The 18,121-nt window shown below is 30.4% G+C and carries 21 protein-coding genes; 16 read left to right on the top strand and 5 right to left on the bottom strand.

Annotation, left to right across the window (positions count from 1 at the left end; genetic code table 11):
* The 15 genes from AB8B90_RS04175 to AB8B90_RS04105 form a co-directional block, all read left to right on the top strand.
* Positions 1-1,087 (top strand): cysteine desulfurase (locus AB8B90_RS04175; RefSeq protein ID WP_405333947.1); only part of this gene is annotated, 1,087 nt, incomplete at its 5' end.
* Positions 1,088-1,138: 51 nt separating this feature from the next.
* A complete protein-coding gene (locus AB8B90_RS04170) occupies positions 1,139-1,954 on the top strand; it encodes an META domain-containing protein (RefSeq protein WP_405333944.1) in 816 nt (271 codons plus the stop codon).
* A 54-nt stretch (positions 1,955-2,008) separates the two neighbouring features.
* Positions 2,009-2,431, top strand: a complete 423-nt coding sequence (locus AB8B90_RS04165) for a SufE family protein (RefSeq protein ID WP_405333949.1) — start codon at positions 2,009-2,011, stop codon at positions 2,429-2,431.
* Position 2,432: 1 nt separating this feature from the next.
* On the top strand, positions 2,433-2,756 hold the full coding sequence (locus AB8B90_RS04160) for an iron-sulfur cluster assembly protein (RefSeq protein WP_405333942.1): 324 nt from the start codon (positions 2,433-2,435) through the stop codon (positions 2,754-2,756).
* Positions 2,757-2,767: 11 nt separating this feature from the next.
* The gene (locus AB8B90_RS04155) at positions 2,768-3,283 is read left to right on the top strand and encodes a DUF2480 family protein (RefSeq protein WP_405333940.1); all 516 of its coding nucleotides are present in this window, start codon (positions 2,768-2,770) and stop codon (positions 3,281-3,283) included.
* A 134-nt stretch (positions 3,284-3,417) separates the two neighbouring features.
* On the top strand, positions 3,418-4,353 hold the full coding sequence (locus tag AB8B90_RS04150) for a DUF3078 domain-containing protein (protein WP_405333938.1): 936 nt from the start codon (positions 3,418-3,420) through the stop codon (positions 4,351-4,353).
* A gap of 286 nt (positions 4,354-4,639) precedes the next feature.
* Positions 4,640-5,728 (top strand): helix-turn-helix domain-containing protein, encoded by a 1,089-nt coding sequence (locus AB8B90_RS04145; protein ID WP_405333936.1) that lies wholly within the window; start codon positions 4,640-4,642, stop codon positions 5,726-5,728.
* A 102-nt stretch (positions 5,729-5,830) separates the two neighbouring features.
* Positions 5,831-7,294 carry a serine hydrolase domain-containing protein gene (locus AB8B90_RS04140; RefSeq protein WP_405333934.1) on the top strand — a complete coding sequence of 488 codons (1,464 nt, stop codon included), beginning with the start codon at positions 5,831-5,833 and terminating at the stop codon, positions 7,292-7,294.
* 329 nt (positions 7,295-7,623) lie between these two features.
* Positions 7,624-8,526 (top strand): hypothetical protein, encoded by a 903-nt coding sequence (locus AB8B90_RS04135; RefSeq protein ID WP_405333931.1) that lies wholly within the window; start codon positions 7,624-7,626, stop codon positions 8,524-8,526.
* 25 nt (positions 8,527-8,551) lie between these two features.
* Complete coding sequence (locus AB8B90_RS04130) at positions 8,552-9,166, top strand: hypothetical protein (RefSeq protein WP_405333929.1); 615 nt, start codon at positions 8,552-8,554, stop codon at positions 9,164-9,166.
* Positions 9,163-10,218 carry an alpha/beta fold hydrolase gene (locus AB8B90_RS04125; RefSeq protein ID WP_405333927.1) on the top strand — a complete coding sequence of 352 codons (1,056 nt, stop codon included), beginning with the start codon at positions 9,163-9,165 and terminating at the stop codon, positions 10,216-10,218. The genes AB8B90_RS04130 and AB8B90_RS04125 overlap by 4 nt, the downstream gene beginning before the upstream one ends.
* A gap of 39 nt (positions 10,219-10,257) precedes the next feature.
* Positions 10,258-10,749, top strand: a complete 492-nt coding sequence (locus tag AB8B90_RS04120) for a hypothetical protein (protein ID WP_405333925.1) — start codon at positions 10,258-10,260, stop codon at positions 10,747-10,749.
* Positions 10,750-11,044: 295 nt separating this feature from the next.
* On the top strand, positions 11,045-11,608 hold the full coding sequence (locus tag AB8B90_RS04115; RefSeq protein ID WP_405333923.1) for a porin family protein: 564 nt from the start codon (positions 11,045-11,047) through the stop codon (positions 11,606-11,608).
* 93 nt (positions 11,609-11,701) lie between these two features.
* Positions 11,702-13,066 (top strand): serine hydrolase domain-containing protein, encoded by a 1,365-nt coding sequence (locus tag AB8B90_RS04110; RefSeq protein WP_405333921.1) that lies wholly within the window; start codon positions 11,702-11,704, stop codon positions 13,064-13,066.
* 375 nt (positions 13,067-13,441) lie between these two features.
* The gene (locus AB8B90_RS04105) at positions 13,442-13,966 is read left to right on the top strand and encodes a GNAT family N-acetyltransferase (protein WP_405333919.1); all 525 of its coding nucleotides are present in this window, start codon (positions 13,442-13,444) and stop codon (positions 13,964-13,966) included.
* A gap of 55 nt (positions 13,967-14,021) precedes the next feature.
* Here the strand turns inward: AB8B90_RS04105 and AB8B90_RS04100 are convergent, their stop codons facing one another.
* Entirely contained in the window at positions 14,022-14,717 is a 696-nt protein-coding gene (locus tag AB8B90_RS04100; RefSeq protein ID WP_405333917.1) for a hypothetical protein, read from the bottom strand.
* Between the two features lie 159 nt (positions 14,718-14,876).
* A complete protein-coding gene (locus AB8B90_RS04095; RefSeq protein ID WP_405333915.1) occupies positions 14,877-15,686 on the bottom strand; it encodes an NAD(P)-binding domain-containing protein in 810 nt (269 codons plus the stop codon).
* 110 nt (positions 15,687-15,796) lie between these two features.
* Here AB8B90_RS04095 and AB8B90_RS04090 point away from each other — a divergent pair, with 110 nt between their 5' ends.
* Positions 15,797-16,264, top strand: a complete 468-nt coding sequence (locus tag AB8B90_RS04090) for a CBS domain-containing protein (protein ID WP_405333914.1) — start codon at positions 15,797-15,799, stop codon at positions 16,262-16,264.
* Between the two features lie 21 nt (positions 16,265-16,285).
* Here AB8B90_RS04090 and AB8B90_RS04085 read toward each other — a convergent pair whose 3' ends face one another.
* The 3 genes from AB8B90_RS04085 to AB8B90_RS04075 are packed head-to-tail and all read right to left on the bottom strand — an operon-like array spanning position 16,286 to position 18,042.
* Entirely contained in the window at positions 16,286-16,975 is a 690-nt protein-coding gene (locus AB8B90_RS04085; RefSeq protein ID WP_405333912.1) for a hypothetical protein, read from the bottom strand.
* Between the two features lie 50 nt (positions 16,976-17,025).
* Positions 17,026-17,376 (bottom strand): hypothetical protein, encoded by a 351-nt coding sequence (locus AB8B90_RS04080; protein WP_405333910.1) that lies wholly within the window; start codon positions 17,374-17,376, stop codon positions 17,026-17,028.
* A gap of 21 nt (positions 17,377-17,397) precedes the next feature.
* Positions 17,398-18,042 (bottom strand): fused MFS/spermidine synthase, encoded by a 645-nt coding sequence (locus AB8B90_RS04075; protein ID WP_405333908.1) that lies wholly within the window; start codon positions 18,040-18,042, stop codon positions 17,398-17,400.
* Positions 18,043-18,121: the final 79 nt, after the last annotated feature.

Raw genomic sequence — 18,121 nt, 5'->3', positions numbered from 1 at the left:
AGATTACTATTCAAAATACAATGCTAATATTCATAGAGGTGTACATACATTAAGTCAAGAAGCAACGGATTTATACGAACAAGCACGTATAAAAATTCAAAAACATTTTAATGCGAAACAGAGTTATGAAATTATCATGACTGCTGGTACAACACATAGTATTAATCTGGTAGCTAATGGATTTTCATCTTTATTAGAAAAAGGAGACGAAATTATAGTCTCAGCATTAGAGCATCACAGTAATATTGTGCCTTGGCAAATGTTGTGTGAGCGTACAGGAGCTGTTTTGAAAGTTATTCCTATGAATGAAGAGGGTGAACTTATTATGAGTTCCTACGAAGCCCTGCTTTCAGAAAAAACCAAGCTTGTTTTTGTCAATCATATCTCAAATGCCTTAGGAACTATAAATCCTATTAAACTAATGATTGATAAAGCGCATCAATTTGGTGCTGCTGTTTTAATAGATGGTGCTCAGGCTTGTCCGCATTTAATTCCAGATGTACAGGCTCTAAATGTAGATTTTTACGTAACATCTGCTCATAAAATTTGCGGTCCAACAGGTGTAGGAATGCTTTACGGAAAAGAAGAATGGCTAAATAAATTACCACCTTACCAAGGTGGAGGCGAAATGATTTCAGAAGTTACTTTTGAAAAAACCACCTATGCCGATTTGCCTCATAAATTTGAAGCAGGAACACCAAATATTTGTGGAGGAATAGCATTCGGAGCCGCATTAGACTATATGAATACTATAGGCTTTGATAATATTTCGGCTCATGAAAAAGTACTTTTAGATTATGGAACTCAGCAACTTTTAGAGATAGAAGGTTTGAAAATATATGGTCCTACTACAAATAAAACCTCAGTGATTTCTTTTAATATTGAAGGGATTCATCCTTATGATATAGGAACAATTCTAGATAAAATGGGAATTGCAGTTCGAACAGGACACCATTGTGCGCAACCTATTATGGATTTCTATAAAATCCCAGGAACTGTGCGTGCATCCTTTGCATTTTACAATACCAAAGCCGAAATTGATGCTTTAGTAACAGGTGTGAAAAAAGCAAAAATGATGCTTTCTTAAAGTTTGGCTTCTTTTTTGTAATATTATGTTTAAACTATAAAAATTAAAGCCATGAAACATCTAATAATATTAATAAGCGTAATGATATTGAAGTCTTGTGGAAGTTCACAGGATGTCGCAAGTATAGCAAATGAATCAGAGATGAATAAAGAGGAAACGATTTCAGGAACCTATATTTTAGATGAATTAGGTAAGATTAAAGTGACTAAAGAGCTCACGTTGAAATTTGATGCTAAAACAAATGTAGTATCTGGTTTTTCTGGTTGTAATCATTTCTCAGGAAACTATTCAATTGATGGAAATTCAATTTCTTTTTCTGAAAGAAGAACAACTATGATGATGTGTGAAGGTGAAGCGAATCAATTAGAACAAAAAATGTTTGATATGTTAGCGAAAGCCAATTCGTTTGAATTATCAAATGGTCAATTAAAACTAAAAAATGATGACAGTGTTTTAAGTGTTGCTAATGAAACAATTGTGGCAGAATCTAGACAATCTGGTACAAATATTAATGTGACTTATAAAGCAACAACTAGAGGTTTTTTTGAAATGATATGGGTTGAAAACAATGTGTTGAAATATACAAATGATAGAAATTTAAAAGATATTAGTAGACATGAATTATCTGAAGCTCAATTTTCTGAGGTTATGACGCTTTATCAGAATTTAGATCTTGAATCATTACCATCACTAGAGCCACCTTCAAAAACATTTCAATATGATGCTGCAGCTTTTGCTACACTTGAGGTGAATGAAGGAGAGAAGACCTATAAAACTAACGGATTTGATCATGGTAATCCGCCTAAACAAATTGCTTTATTTGTTGAAAAAATATTATCCATCAAGGAAAAAGTGGGTAAACAATAGAGATGTTGTATTTTTGTAATCTAATAATTTTGAATGCTTAATTTGGAAATAAAAATGACAATTGCAGAGATAAAAAATGATATTATTGAAGAGTTTGCCATGTTTGAAGATTGGGAAGAGCGTTACCAATATATGATTGATCTTGGAAAAACTTTACCATTAATTGAAGCACAATATAAAACGGAAGACAACATCATAAAAGGTTGTCAAAGCAAAGTCTGGGTTCATGCAGATATGGCAAACGATAAAGTGAATTTTACTGCAGATAGCGATGCTATTATTACCAAAGGCATTATTGCTATTTTAATTAGGGTGTTTTCAAATCAGCATCCAAAAGATATTATTGAAGCAGATACCGATTTTATAGATCAAATAGGATTAAAAGAACACTTATCACCAACTAGAGCAAATGGTTTAGTGAGTATGATAAAGCAGTTAAAAATGTATGCAATTGCATACCAAACACAATTAAATTAATATGGAAACGACTATAGATACAAACCTATTAGGTGAAAAAATTGTAAGAGTCTTAAAAACAATTTTTGATCCAGAAATTCCTGTTGATATTTACGAGTTAGGACTTATTTATGACGTGTTTGTGAACGAAGATTATGAGGTTAAAATTTTAATGACCTTAACCACACCAAACTGTCCTGTAGCTGAGACTTTACCTTTAGAAGTTGAAGAAAAAGTAAAATCTTTAAATGATGTTAAAACTGCTGAAGTTGAGATTACTTTCGATCCACCTTGGAATCAAGATTTAATGAGTGAAGAAGCAAAGCTTGAATTAGGAATGCTTTAGCCGATAATAATATGGCAGACGACATCATTAATAGAGTTGCTCAAAGTCAACTTGTGGTCATAGATTTAGAAGATTTCTACCCTCAAGGTAAACGGGTTCAATTTGATATTAAAGATTGGCTTTATGAAGGGTTTGTTCTTCGTGAAAAAGAGTTTAGGCAACAGGTTAAAAATCATGATTGGTCACAATATCAAAATCAATATGTTGCCCTCATGTGTTCTACAGATGCCATTATTCCTGCTTGGGCATATATATTAATAACAATAGAATTGGCCTCTTACTCTAAAAAAACAATTATTGGTGATTTAAATATTCTAGAAACTTCTATATATCAAGATATTGTTAGTGATTTAGATCTAGGTTTGTATCAAGATAAACCTATTATCATTAAAGGTTGTTCTCATAAGCCAGTACCCGATAATGCGTATGTTTTACTTTCGGAAGTATTACAACCAGTAGCTAAATCTATTATGTATGGCGAAGCATGTTCTTCTGTTCCGCTTTTTAAAAAGAAAAAAAAATTCTGAATTTCTAGTGACTCATTTCTAAAAAATGTGTCTTAAAAATCAAATAGTGACATACTATTTTATTTAATTTGTTGGTGTTCAATTTACTAATGAATTATATTTGCATTTTAATAATCAATTTTAAAACTTAAAAAATGACTAAAAAATTACTTTTAACGACTGTATTAATGCTATCAATGGCATTGAGCTTTTCTCAAACAAAAGAAGAATTACAAGCTCAAAAGTCTGAAAAACAAGCTGAAGCAGATGCAGCTCAAGCTGAAGCAGATGCTTTACAAGCTCAAATAGATGCTTTACCCGGTTGGAGAATAGGTGCATTTGGTACAATTGGTGGAAGTTTATCTAACTTCAATAATTGGTACTCTCAAGGGACTCCTAATAACACTTCAGGAAACATTGGGATTACAGTTAATGGTTATGCAAACTTAATCGAAGAAAAATTCTTCTGGAGAAATGCATTAACAGCTAATTTAAATTGGGTAAAATTAGATAATAGAGATACAGATTTAGATGATGACGATTTCAATCCAACAACAGATGTCTTTAATATTTCATCATTATACGGTAGAAATTTAAGCAAAAAGTTAGCAGTTTCTGCGTTAATGGAATATAGAACTACGTTACTAGATAACTTTAACGATCCTGGATACCTTGATGTTGGTGTAGGTTTTACTTGGTTACCAATTGATAATTTAATCGTAGTGGTACACCCATTAAACTACAACTTTGTTTTTGCTGATAATGACAATGTTTTCGAATCATCTTTAGGTGCTAAAATAGTAGCAGATTATACAAGACAAATCGGAGCTGTAAACTTTAAATCTAATTTATCAGCATTCCAAAGTTATAAAAGTGGAGACCTTTCTAACTGGACGTGGACAAACTCTTTTGGGTACACATTATGGAAAATGATTGGTGTTGGTTTTGATTTCGGATTAAGAAGTAACAAACAAGAAGCACTTAATTATGCATTAGGTACTTTTGATGGTATGGGAGATACTCCAGACTTTGGTAATGTAGATAATGATTTACAAACGTTTTGGACTCTTGGTTTGAGCTATAAGTTCTAATTAATTCAACCAAAAAAACACAAGCCTTTTGTAAAATACAAAAGGCTTTTTTTATTTGTACACTATAAACTAGCAAAATTTAAATCATTAAACAATTGAATACTTCTCTTTCGATTTTAATTTATCAGTCTGAAAAATCTATAAAACAAGTTTACCCAATTGAAAATGACTAATTTTTTTAAAATATTATAATTTACTTAACTAAGTCATATACCACACATTATTTATATTCGCATTTGTACAGAATCAGATTACTAGTCATTTAACCTTCTCCATAAAACAAATAATGAATCAAACTATACTAGACTTTGTAATGATTGCAAGTGTTATTATAGGATATTTTGTAAGTATCTCACTAATTACGACATCTTTTTATAAGAGTCGTGCCAATTACTATCTCGCGCTATCGTTATTCTCTATTGCTAATTTAACTTTAATAGAATGGTTTAGCATAAACATGTCTAATACTATTGTACAAGTTTTCAATCTTTTTAGATTTGATTTTCTATTTGCAGCTACTTTAGTCACTTATTTTTTAATTCAAATTAACCATGCATTCCTAAAAAGACGATGGTTTAAATGGATATATCTACCTTTCTTTGGATCTGTTGTCCTTGAAATTTCTTTGTTTTTGTTGGATCTCTATGGTTCAATTTACGATGTTATTATATATCTTATTAAAGATTTTACATCTATTGGCTTTAACATTGTTTTGATTATTTTGGGAAGGAAACTCATACATAATTCTACTTCCATATCAGGAAATAAAAAACATTGGTTGCTTCGATTAAACCTTTTTATTATTGGTCTTATTCTAATTTGGATAATTAATAGGTTAGAAGTTTACATATTCAATTCTACATACACAGCATATTTACTATGGGTACTAATGTCTTTATTTTTATGGTGGGTATTATATTATGGAGTATTTAGATTGCAAATGATAGATCAAAAAGAGGAAATCCATGACTATTTAGTTTCAAAAAAGATAGCTAGCACTCCGATAAAAAAGAAAATAAAAAGCTCTACAACGTCTAAAATAATTACTCAACTTTATAAGTTAATGGAAGATGAAGAAATATATAAAAATCCTCTATTAAGTAGATTTGATTTAGCAACCCGATTAGGGACGAGTGAAGGATATTTATCTCAAATTATAAATCAGGAAATTAATAAAAGTGTTATCCAATTTGTAAATGAATACCGAATCGAATGTGCCAAAAAATTATTGCAAGATTCTGTATTTAATAAATATTCAATTGAAGCCATAGGTATGGAAGCCGGCTTTAAATCTAAGAGTGCTTTTTATAATGCTTTTAATATGAGCTTGAATATGTCACCTGGAGTCTATAGAAAGCTTCAAAAAAAGTCCTAATTTGTATGATTCAATTGTTTTAGTACGTCTTCAATATAAAATTCACATTTTATTTTTTTGATGGTTATACTTTTAAACTAAGTAAATCAAAAAATATAAATTATGAAAAAAATCTATGCCCTTCTTGTATTATCAATCTTCATTAGTAACTGTTTTGCTCAGCAGGATAAAAAAAATGAATTAGAAACTTATTCTGAAGAAACTCTATCAGAAATAAATGCGATTGAAAATGGGTTACTAAAAAGTCTTCAAATAAAAGGGAGCCCTATTCAAACATTCAATATCCTACAAAGAATGGACTTCTACAAAGTTCCTGGAGTTAGTATTGCTATTGTAGAAAACGGAAAGATAAAATGGGCGAAAGGATACGGTTATGCGAATACAGAAACAGGAACAAAAGTTGACGAAAACACACTTTTTCAGGCAGGTTCTATAAGTAAACCTATTGCTGCCTTATCCGTATTAAAACTATTTGAAAAGAATCGCTTGGAATTAAATAAAGACGTAAATTTTTATTTAAAAGGCTGGAAGGTTCCTAAAAACAACTTAACAAAAACTAAAAAAGTAACACTTGAAAAATTATTAAGTCATACAGCAGGTGTAACAGTTCATGGCTTTCCTGGGTATAATCAAACTGAGGAGTTACCTGAAATTATTGACATTTTGAATGGTGAAGGAAAAACAGAAAAAATAGCAGTGAATACTAAACCCGGACTAATATGGAGATATTCAGGAGGAGGATATACAATAATGGAGAAAGTAGTTGAAGATGTGAGTGGATTACCATTTGACGAGTATATGACTAAAAATATACTGCTTCCAATTGGAATGAAAAACAGTACCTATCTACAACCAATACCTAAAAATTTGCAAAATAATATTAGTGCCGCTTACGATGAAAATGGTAAATTAATTGAAGGCTTATGGAACAATTACCCTGAACAAGCAGCAGCAGGTTTATGGACTACAGCTTCAGATTTAGCTTTATATTGTATAGAAATACAAGACATAATACAAGGTAAGAAAGATGGAATTTTAACTAGGAAAACTATTGAAAAAATGCTCACCAAGCATAAAAATGATTGGGGACTAGGCCCTTCTTTACAAAACCATAAAGAGTCTTTAATTTTTGGGCATGAAGGTAAAAATGCAGGTTTTACAAATAATATGAGGGCATATGCTTATGAAGGTAAAGCTTTTATAATTATGACAAATGCTGATAATGGTGGTGAGTTATTATTAGAAATTGAAAATGCGATATATAAACACTGTAATTGGTCAATAAACCAAACTGAAACTATAGAAATCATTAAATTATCAGACACAAATTTAAAAAAGTACACAGGAAAGTATGAATTTAAAGAAGAAGGATTAATTATAGAAGTTCAATTTAAAGAAAACCATCTTTTTATAGATAATACTCCTATTGGTGATTTAAATCTTCTTCCAATCACAAACACTAAGTTCATAGATATTGAAAGTGCTACTGTAATTGAATTTTTAGTTGATAATAAAGTAAAAGGATTTATTGTTGATAATAACTTTAAATTAGTAAAAATTCAATAACACTCCCTAAGTAATATAAGTCAGCATGATACTCTTAAAAACTTATTCGAAAATAGATTAAACCTTACTTTTAAGTTTACAACAAGAAAAAATAGCATTATAAATCTGGTAATCAATAAAAGCACTATTCAATTTAAAAAATCTAAGCTGGTTTCAAATCTAAACGTACTTTTTTAATCATTTAATATAACTCCAAGCACTAAAGAAGCTTCAAAAACCGTCCTAATTCGTCTAATCTTAATCTTTTGGTACTTCTTCAATACTAAAATCTCATTTTTATTTTTTTGACAACTATACTTTCGCATTTAGAAATCAAAAAACATAAATCAATGAAAAAAGTAACCTTAAAAATGACAAAACTAAATCGCTTATATTTTATTTACAATGCTATTCTAGTAATATTGTTCTCAATTGCTACATTCTCATGTTCTAATGATGACGATGGTCCACCTCGTGTAGTTATTAAAGAAATTTCGCAAGAGATAAAAGATCTAATATATTTCAGTGGAGATGAAAAAGCGCCTACAGTTGTAATAACAGTATCAGGAGGTCCTAGTACTGAACTCGCTAGAGATTTAGTGGATTATTTCCCCATAATTTTTAATACTACAGATGTCTTAAATATAACTGTACATCAATCACAAACGTTAAACCCTAACATACTAGAGGGTAATGAAATTACATTGGATCAAGCTGTTAATTTCAATGCCGAAAGTGTAGAAACACTATATCAGGTTATTGAGTATTTTAAAGATGAAGGCAGAACGATTTATATAGCAGGAATTTCATATGGCGCATTTATAACACAAGAACTTATTGCAGAAAAAGGAATAGGTGTAGCTGATAAATATCTAATGATGACTAGTAGATTGGATATTAATGATGTTTTTTGGCAAGCATTAGCTGAAGGAAAACCAGCAGAATTTGAAAATGGTGTGATGCCAATAGTTGGAACAGAACCATTTGATAATATATTTAATAGAAATGAAGCTAGATTGTTTGCTGGATTAGTAATGAATAGATACACACAAGATTTTAATACTATTGAGAGCTTATCCAACGTAACATACATTTATGGAGAAACAGATGAGGCTGTTGGTAGTCTTACAGCCGAAGAAGTCGCGTTTTTGCAGTCTAAAAATGCGAATATAATTTCTGGAAGTGGCGGACATGACGATATTTTTGATAACTATATAGTACAAGGTTTTAGTGAAGCATTTGGAATAGAGTAAATACAATAAATAATGATTTAAGAAGATGAAAAAATATAGTATTATTTTTCTACTCATATGCGTAGTAAATTTTCAAGCTCAAAGCCAAACTAATGACTCTATTTGCTTCAATAGAACAGAATTCAAAATAGGATATTCTGGCACTATTCTTTGGAGTAACGGTATTACCATTGGAGCTGAATATCTCTGGAAAGAATTTGAAAAAACTAAAGAAAGAAGAAATACACAACGTACCAATACACATCAATTTCTGTTTAATGGAAATCTGGGCTTTACAACTAATTTTGCTACTAAAACAGATACAGGTGGTTTTACAAATTTTGGAATCACATGGAGACGAACCAATAAAAAGGGAAAGCAGTTCAGTATTGATTTAAACCCACTTGGGTATTATCGCTCATTCTTGCCCGAAACTTACGAAGTCAAAGGAGATAAAGTAGATAAAGTATTTCTGCCTGGACGTGGATATTATAGTCCTTCCATTTCTATTGGAATTGGGAAACAGCGCAAAGGGAAAGTGCGCTCAGCAAGCTATTTTAATATCACCTATAGTCCGCGTTTTAATTTCAATGCTGGCACTCTTCCAACATTTTCTTTACAATATGGTTTTCGCTTTAATTTTAAAAATAAAAAACAATGAAACAGGTTAATAAATTATACTTAAAATCAATATTTGCTTTATTAGCATTATGTTTTCTAACTGCTTGCTCTGACGATTTCGAACTTGATAATTTAGATGAAACTATTTATGTTCGACATAAAAATGCAGATATGCCTGCGTATATAAGAGGCAATGGTAGTGAAAAAGTATTCTTAATTACATTGCATGGTGGTCCTGGTGGTACAGGGTTAGATTTTATAGGAAAAGCGTTTAGTGATATAGAAAATCATTACGGTGTTGTATACTTTGATCAACGCGGATCTGGAAATTCACAAGGGCACTATTCTGAAAACGATGTAGACATAGACCTCATGGCAGAAGATGTTTTAGCACTGGTAAAAGTGATGAAACATAAATTTGGTAATGATTCTCGTTTCTTTTTATTAGGAGCTAGTTGGGGAGGGACATTAGGTACAGCCACGTTACTTAAAGACCAGAGCTACTTTAAAGGATGGATAGAAGTAGGTGGCGCAAACAATTATGCTGGATTATATAACTTTAACAAAGAAGCACTGACAATTACAGCAAATGATCAAATTACATTAGGAAATAGCGTTGAATTTTGGGAATCTGCTTTAGAGCTTGTTGCTCAAGTGGATCTAATTCCTAATGTACATGATGGAGACCTACTTAATTTAAAAGGTCTTCAAGGTGAATTAAAGTTAACAGATGATGGTGTTATTGATTCTGTTGAAAATGGAGTAGAAAATGACAATAATTTTTCAATTTATAACTTTTTAACCAAACGTTGGAATACTAATCAAATTGAAGATATACTTTTATATAACAATGGTCAATTACTAAGTATAGATTTTACAAGTCAACTTCCAGAAATAACGATACCATCACTATTCATCTCTGGGCGATACGATTTACGTGTACCTATAGCTTCAGCTCAAGGGGCTTATAACAACATAGGTTCAGAATTCAAAAGCCTGAAAATATTTGAAAGGTCTGGACATTCTCCAAATTTTAGTGAACCTGAACAGTTTGTAACAGAAGTTCTTCAATTTATGGATGAACATAAATAAAGTGTTACAACGAATCTAAACATATTTATCAATAATAAAATGAAAAAAATAAAATTAATAACTATAATAATATTCACTTTTCTAGTAACTAACGTTTTTGCTCAAGTAGCATTAAAGCAACAAGATGTAGTGAACCAAACATTTGAAGTAAAAGTAATTACAAGTGTAGAATCTATTATTCCGAGTGGCATGGGTAGATCACGTTTAATTTCTGCAAATGAAAAAAGAGACCATAAACAATTTACATCTTTTCAAACAAAAGAAGATAATACTAGAAATAAAACTAAAAGAAAAGACATTAGAGTAAAAGATTTTGAGGAAACAAAATTATTAAACTTCTATAATATAGGTGGTATACGATTTCAAAATATTGCAGCAAATGATGCTGTAATTTCCTCAAAATTAACAGCAATGATTTCTGAAGGTTGGGATTTAGAATTCGTAACAAGTGGCGTAGAAAGTGATGCAGGTGCAAAGGACGGAAATGGCATTTTTATAACACGTTATATCTTCAAACGAGAATTGAATTAATATCTGTAAAAACACACAGCTAATAATTAGTAGAACGAAAGATTAGTACTATTTATTCTGACCGCCAAATTTTTAAATGTAAGTTTTTAAAATTGATAAGTAAAAAATACAAAACAAAAATTTGGCACTGTGTTTAACACTAATAAAGAATTTAAAACTCTTAAAAACATTCCATAGTTTCAAAACGTCCTAATTCGAATAATTCTTTTGTTTCAGTACGTCTGCAATCTCAAAATTAACTTTTTGTTTTGTTTTGAAATTTACGTTTGCATCTTTAAATCAAAAAACACAAATCATGAAAAAATTAGTATTAGTAACTGTCATTACAGTTTTAGGATTATCGAATGTCAATGCACAAGACATTAAATTTGGAGCTAAAGCAGGTTTAAACTTTGCTTTTATAACAGGAGATAATTCAGAAGATTTTGATCCCAACACCGATTTCCATTTTGGTCTTCTGGCAGAAATACCAATTTCTGAAAAATTCTCTTTTCAACCAGAGTTAATATATTCTGGACAAGGATATGATACAAACATTGATTCTGAAGGTATTATTGCCCTAAACTATTTGAATATCCCATTAATTTCAAAGTACTATGTTACAAAAAGATGGAGTCTAGAAGCTGGACCTCAAATGGGCTTTCTACTTTCTACAAAAGGAGGTACTGAAGATTACAAAGACCATTTTAAAACAACAGATTTTGGAGTGAGTTTTGGTGTTGGCTATAAACTTGATAACGGACTCAACTTCAGTGCAAGATATAATCTAGGATTATCTAACATTAATAATGTAGATGGAGTTTCAGATAAAAATAGAAATGGCGTCTTTCAGTTATCCATTGGTTATTTCTTTTTCTAAAGCTTTTAATACTCTAAAAGCCCATTTGCATTCACTTGGGCTTTTATTTTTTATTACTTGAACTTTTATTAATCAATCAAAAAATATAAAATCATGAAAAAAGCAAACGCAATTTTATTACTTCTAATGCTATCATTTTCAGCCATGGCTTTTAGTTGTACAAATAATGGTAAACCAAAGACAACTATTAAAACTACTCAAGATTCTTTAAAACAATATGTTGGCGAGTACGTGTATGAAAAAGAAGATTACACAATAAGGATTTACACAAAAGAAAATGATACAAAGCTTTACCTTTCAGTACCTGCACAATCACCGTTTGAATTAGTTGCAAATGGAGAACACCAATTTTCTTTTAAAATTTCAGAAGATTATAAAGTTGAATTTAAGAATCTAGAAAATGGCGTTTTTAAAGAAATATTCGTAACACAACCAGATGTAACTTTTACAGCGTTTAGAAATGAAAATAGGGATGATTTAACCTCTATTGATAAAAAACTTATTGCGAAAAACTTTTCAGGAGTTGTTTTAGTCGCTAAAAATGACAGTATTCTATTTAACAAGGCATATGGGATAAAAAATAGTGAAGAGAACGGATTAAATGATATAAATACCGTTTTTGATATTTGTTCTATTACAAAACAGTTTACTGCTGCTGCAATACTAAAACTGTCCATGCAAGATAAGATTTCTGTTACTGATAATTTATCAAAATACTTCGACGCTGTTCCTAACGATAAAAAAGACATAACCATTTATCAGTTACTCACACATTCTTCTGGGTTAAAAGTTGGGATAGGAGGTGATTATGATGCTATTACGGAAGAAAAGTTTCTAAAGAAAGTATTTAGAAGTAAACTGATAAGTCCGGTTGGTAAAGACTTTAATTATTCCAATATGGGATATAGTCTTCTTGCTTTAATAATTGAAAAAGCTAGCGGAATGGAATATGAGACTTTTTTAAATGAAGCTATTTTCAAACCTTCAAAGATGTACCATACTGGTTATGTAATTCCGCAATGGAAAAATAACGAAGTAGCTAACGGTTTTTTAAATGGTACTGAAGCTAAAAAACCTAATGAAGAGAATTGGAGTAAAAAAGGACCATACCTTAATCTCAAAGGAAATGGAGGTATTTTAACACGAGCGAGTGACTTATTACTATGGAGTCAAGCAATAAGAGACAATACGGTACTTGATGAACAAACAACATCTACATATTTATATCCTCATTTTGAATTTAATGGTATGTATACGCATTATGGATATGGATGGGGAATAGAAAATAATAGTTCAGAAAACAAGCTAGTACTTCACGGTGGAGCGAGTGATCTATTTGCTTCAGACCTATGGATATATCCTAAAAAAGGCATTACAATTGTGGTTCTCAGTAACACAATGGATGAATATGTTTACTCAATAGCCAGTAGAATATCAAATTTTTTACTCGCAAAGTAAAGTATTACTAATAGCTGTGTTTGTAATCAGTGACTAAAATCTATATAAGTGATTGTCAAAATGACTGAACAAAAAGAAATTAAGTAAGTTCGTGTTTAATAAAAAATAAAAACAATACGTGAATTTTAAATCGTGTTAACTTAGCTAAGACAAGGGAAATTTAGTACAAATTATTATCTTAGTTTAATCGTTAAAAATTTGAATTTTAGGACTTATGTTTTTTAGTTTCACAAGAGAGCTATAAACCTGTTAACCTTTACATACAAACCTAATAATATTTATGATTAAAGAACTGTCCGAATCAGAAATATCCAAAATTCCATCCGAATTTTCTTATCTAAAAATAATAATGAATAGCCTGTAACCTCTATTAAAATGGAAATTAAAATTCGAAAATTACGTCCAAATGAATCGAATGCTTATAAAAAATTACGACTTGAATGTTTGAAAAATTATCCTGAATACTTCACAACGAATTATGAGGATGAAAAAGTTAAAGAAAAGCTTTTTTTGCAATCATTTATAGAACATTCTGATAAAAACAGTTTCGTTGTTGGGGCATTTCATGATAATGTTTTAATAGGAATTTCTGCATTTAAAAGACATGAAAACAAGAAAATAAATCATAGTGGAATAATAATCCAAGTTTATGTAAACTCAAACTATCAAGGAAAAAAAATTGGTTCTAATCTTGTTAAAACAACAATAGAAGAGGCATTTAAAATAAATGGAATTGAACAAATAGAAATAGGTGTCGTATCAATAAACGAAAATGCCTATAAGATTTATCAAAAAATAGGGTTTAAAGAATTCGGACTGCAAAAGAACTTTCTCAAAATTAACGATACATACTATAATCATAGAATGATGGTGATTTTTAAAAATGAAATTCACACATAAAAAAGCCTTTTGTATTTTACAAAAGGCTTTTTTTATAAATATATTTAATTATAAATTATTCTTTCTTAGGAGCTTCTTTTCTTGCGACCAAAGCGTCTTTGCTTATTTGTGCTAAGTTAAAGTTTGCATCCATTGCAATAGCTTCATCTAATAAAGTTATGGCTTGATCTATATTGTCGTTTTGATTCATATTAAAAACAATTAACGCTTTTAAATAGGTTAACGCACCTTTCAACGACACTTCATAAGGCTGTTGGGACTCGTAGTACGCTTTTTTCATATCTGGTTTTACATTGGCTAATCCATAATCTACACTGGCTTTAGCTCCTGCGATATCTTGTACAATTGTTTTTAAATCTGCGATTTCATATGCTAAATAAGCATTTGGTGATTTTTTGAATAACTCTTCATAAAATACAAGTGCTCTTTGTGGCTGATTTAAAGCTTTTAATGCTAAAGCTTTTACTTCTGTACTAATATTAGAATCAGTTGGATTATTGTCAATTCCAACAGTATTTAAGGCTTCTAAGTTCCTTCCTTCAGAGACATAGATATATGCTAAAGTGTCTGTTCGTTTTTGACTAGGCTCTAGGATATTAAGATGCGTCATGGCATTGATTACACCTTGTACATCACCTTGAGATTTCATTTGCTCGTAATAACTTTTGAAGTGTTTTAAAAGTTCAGTTTTTGTTTGCGCTGTCAAGCTCATTGAAGCCATTATTACAACTAGGCAAAGTATTTTTTTCATCAGTTTATAAGTATTTGTTTTTTTCTGTTAGATGTAACTCGCTATTAAAATACCTCGATTATTATCAAGAATAATTACGGCTCATTTTATAATCTTATTTATTTTGTGGTTCAAAACTAAAAAAATAAACAAAACAGAATCTTAAAAAGATGCTAATTATTATAGTTTAATTTTAAACTCATAACCCAAAACCTGTGCCAGTTTAGTAGAATCTATAGTTTTTCCTTTACTGACTTGTGATTGATCAAATTCTGGTAAGGTTAAGTTTAGTCTTTTACATACTGATAAATAGTAGGTTTCTTTTGATGGATGAGGTGTGGTTGAAGCATTAAAAGTAGTGTTCCAAATACCGTGTTGTATAATATTTTCAATAATTGAAATACAATCTATTAAATGAATTAAGTTAACAGGAGCTGCAGGATTCTTGATATTTTGTCTGCCTGAAAGATGTTTAGCAGGATGCCTATCCTCTCCAAACAAACCAGAAAAGCGAATTATGGTGGTTTTAAAGTTTAAATTTTTCTGAAAGTTGGCTTCAACCGCTAATAGCTGTTGGGCAGTTTTTGAAACGCTTGAAGTTTCGCTTATTTCTGAAATCACAGGAAATGATTCAGTATCATCGTATACAGAAGTCGAACTCACAAACAACACATTTTTAACAGAAGAATCTTCCACAAACGGAATCAGAAACTGCATTTGCTTAACATAATTAGCTTCAGGGTTTTTTCGTAAACCAGGAGGAATATTTACAATTAAAGTTTCACATTCAGCGAGACAATCTTTAATATCGCCAATAATACCTTCCGAAGATATTTGAATCAAAAATCCTTGAATATTACTAGAGTTCAACACAGAAATTTTTTCAGGACTTGAAGTAGATCCTGAAACTCGGTAGCCTTTTTTAAATAATGATTTTGCCAATGGAAACCCTAACCAACCACAACCAATAACACAAATTTTCCTCTTCAAGTTTTTATAATTTAATGACTTCGAAATTTACAAATTATTAGCTGGAATGTGGCTTTAGCATAATTCACTTATTTTCAGTAACTTTAAGAACAACACAAAAAATATTGGTTATGGGCATTAAAAGTTTTCAAGGCGCTAGAAAGCAACAGCAAAATACGGTTGAGGTTTCAGCATTAAAAGTGAGTGATTATATGTCACGTGAATTAATTTATTTTAAACCTGAACAAACCGTTGAAGAGGTGATACAAACACTTATCAGAAATAAGATTTCGGGTGGTCCAGTTGTCAATAGTAATAATGAGTTGGTTGGTATCATTTCTGAAGGAGATTGTCTTAAAGATATTAGTGAAAGTAGATATTATAATATGCCATTAGAACAACATACTGTTGAAAGTAGAATGGTAAAAGAGGTTGAGACTATTGATGGTAATATGAATATATTTGATGCTGCAAACAAATTTTTGGAGTCTAAAATACGTCGTTTTCCCATTGTTGAAAACGGAAAATTAGTTGGACAAATTAGTCAGAAAGATGTTTTAAAAGCAGCCATCGCATTAAAAGGTCAAAATTGGAAGTAAACTCTTTTTTTGCACAATTTCTCAAATACTCCTGTTTCTCTGTTTTGCTTCAGGTAAATCTGTAATAATAATCTTTTGTTTATCAACACTTTCTAACGTTGCTATTTTTGAATAAGGATATTCTGGAAGAGGTTCGTTAAGCGTTTTCCATTTAGCAATTCCTGCAGCAGTAATGTCTTCACCAATGGCGATTATTCCTTCTTTATATCGCAAACGTTTGTTGAAACCAAAAAAGGTTTCAGGATTAATATTATAGCGTTTTAATACTCTAATAAATTGAGGTGTTGGGTCATTAAATGCTCCAGAAGACTGGTCTTTATCTTTAACTAAATGACAGATGTAATTTTTGGGATGTTCTTGAGGTTTTATGATAACAAAATCTGTCTTAGTTTGAATGAAAAAGTCTTGAAAGCGTTCTTCTTTAATTAGAGTTTTCCAACGCGAACTTTTACCTGAACTTACTTTTTGCTGAATAATGATTTGATAAAACACACATTTCCTTTCAGAATAAGGAGCGATTAAAGGGTCTTGCACATGAAGTGCTTTTCCAGTAACTTTTGATAATTCATTTGTTTTTAAACTTGATGCTGGTTTATGAGGTATTTTAGAGAGTGTTCTAATAATGACGTTTTTAGTACTAAAATAATATGTGCAAAAAATAATAATACCAACAACGGAAATAAAAATGACAATTATAATTGGTTCACTCATCTAGTTAGGTTTATATACTATTAGTATTGAATCTTAATAAATAGTTACAACTAGCTTTCTCGCTTCACAAGTGCATAATAATCTCCTTCAAGTGGTAAATAACCTTGATCATAAACAAAATAGTAAACCGTTCCTGCTTTTGTGGTATAAATACTCGTAAAGTAGTTGAAGTCAAATCCTTTTTCAATTAGCTTAGCTCGAGACACTTTTGTTTTTTGATTCGGATTTAATACTTCAAGAATACGATAGTTTTTTCGAAGCCAATTGTTTGTGTTTCGTATTAGGTTTTTTGTGTCTTTATTAATCGTATTATTATATGAATTTCGACAGGCGTCACTACAGAATTTTTTATCGATTCTACCAACAATTTTATCTCCGCATTCTGGACATTTTTTTTCCATAATTTATTAGTTTTATGTCAATTATAGTGATTGCGATATGATTACGGTATTCGTTTGATTTACCTTATCATACACATCTACTTTATACACTTTTGATTTTAAAAATTCTATAATAGATTTTAACTCATTACTTTTTTCTTTCTCTAGTGAGGCATTAAATAAAATCACACCATTAGAGGATTTCGATGTTATTACATCTTTCCAGAACGGAAGTTCTAAAAACGGTTTTGGAACATGAATATCTATAAATAAATCAATGATGATAAGATCAAATCTTGAGCTGTTTCTTTTTATAAAATTCAGCGCATCTTCACAGATAATTGTGGTGTTAGAATTAGTTTCAAGTTGATATTCTTTTTTAGCAATCTCTATAATAACAGGATCAATATCGATGGCTGTAACTTGTTTTTGATAATTAAAATCTTGTCGAAGTGTTTCAATAACGCTCCCACCACCAAGCCCTAAAAGTAGAATAGAATTGACACGTCTTAGATTAATTTTTTTTAACCCAAACTTTAAAATAGCTTGTAATGAACCATAAGAATAGTTAGCATTTTTAGTGTTAAGATGTTTTTTTCCGTTATGCCAAGTGATTTCTAGAGTATCGCTGTATTCCGATTTTAAGTGTCGAGTGATAGGGATTAAATAACTGAGGTACTTGATCATAGATGCCAAATGTAACACTTTTATTATCCGATTACAAACGACAACAAATATTTACAAACGAATTTAAACATGTAACAAC

The organism is Psychroserpens sp., from assembly GCF_045105015.1.
Taxonomy (GTDB): Bacteria; Bacteroidota; Bacteroidia; order Flavobacteriales; family Flavobacteriaceae; genus Psychroserpens.
The sequence above is the reverse complement of the archived record's forward strand: the minus strand, read 5'-3'. Positions and strand labels throughout refer to the sequence as shown.

Coding starts and splice junctions, on each gene's coding strand:
- AB8B90_RS04080 (WP_405333910.1), bottom strand. CDS start 17,376: ATGGAAAAAAAATGTCCAGAATGCGGAGATAAAATTGTTGGTAGAATC.
- AB8B90_RS04140 (WP_405333934.1), top strand. CDS start 5,831: ATGAAAAAAATCTATGCCCTTCTTGTATTATCAATCTTCATTAGTAAC.
- AB8B90_RS04170 (WP_405333944.1), top strand. CDS start 1,139: ATGAAACATCTAATAATATTAATAAGCGTAATGATATTGAAGTCTTGT.
- AB8B90_RS04085 (WP_405333912.1), bottom strand. CDS start 16,975: ATGAGTGAACCAATTATAATTGTCATTTTTATTTCCGTTGTTGGTATT.
- AB8B90_RS04090 (WP_405333914.1), top strand. CDS start 15,797: ATGGGCATTAAAAGTTTTCAAGGCGCTAGAAAGCAACAGCAAAATACG.
- AB8B90_RS04105 (WP_405333919.1), top strand. CDS start 13,442: ATGGAAATTAAAATTCGAAAATTACGTCCAAATGAATCGAATGCTTAT.
- AB8B90_RS04075 (WP_405333908.1), bottom strand. CDS start 18,042: ATGATCAAGTACCTCAGTTATTTAATCCCTATCACTCGACACTTAAAA.
- AB8B90_RS04100 (WP_405333917.1), bottom strand. CDS start 14,717: ATGAAAAAAATACTTTGCCTAGTTGTAATAATGGCTTCAATGAGCTTG.
- AB8B90_RS04165 (WP_405333949.1), top strand. CDS start 2,009: ATGACAATTGCAGAGATAAAAAATGATATTATTGAAGAGTTTGCCATG.
- AB8B90_RS04110 (WP_405333921.1), top strand. CDS start 11,702: ATGAAAAAAGCAAACGCAATTTTATTACTTCTAATGCTATCATTTTCA.
- AB8B90_RS04160 (WP_405333942.1), top strand. CDS start 2,433: ATGGAAACGACTATAGATACAAACCTATTAGGTGAAAAAATTGTAAGA.
- AB8B90_RS04145 (WP_405333936.1), top strand. CDS start 4,640: ATGAATCAAACTATACTAGACTTTGTAATGATTGCAAGTGTTATTATA.
- AB8B90_RS04150 (WP_405333938.1), top strand. CDS start 3,418: ATGACTAAAAAATTACTTTTAACGACTGTATTAATGCTATCAATGGCA.
- AB8B90_RS04120 (WP_405333925.1), top strand. CDS start 10,258: ATGAAAAAAATAAAATTAATAACTATAATAATATTCACTTTTCTAGTA.
- AB8B90_RS04130 (WP_405333929.1), top strand. CDS start 8,552: ATGAAAAAATATAGTATTATTTTTCTACTCATATGCGTAGTAAATTTT.
- AB8B90_RS04135 (WP_405333931.1), top strand. CDS start 7,624: ATGAAAAAAGTAACCTTAAAAATGACAAAACTAAATCGCTTATATTTT.
- AB8B90_RS04125 (WP_405333927.1), top strand. CDS start 9,163: ATGAAACAGGTTAATAAATTATACTTAAAATCAATATTTGCTTTATTA.
- AB8B90_RS04155 (WP_405333940.1), top strand. CDS start 2,768: ATGGCAGACGACATCATTAATAGAGTTGCTCAAAGTCAACTTGTGGTC.
- AB8B90_RS04115 (WP_405333923.1), top strand. CDS start 11,045: ATGAAAAAATTAGTATTAGTAACTGTCATTACAGTTTTAGGATTATCG.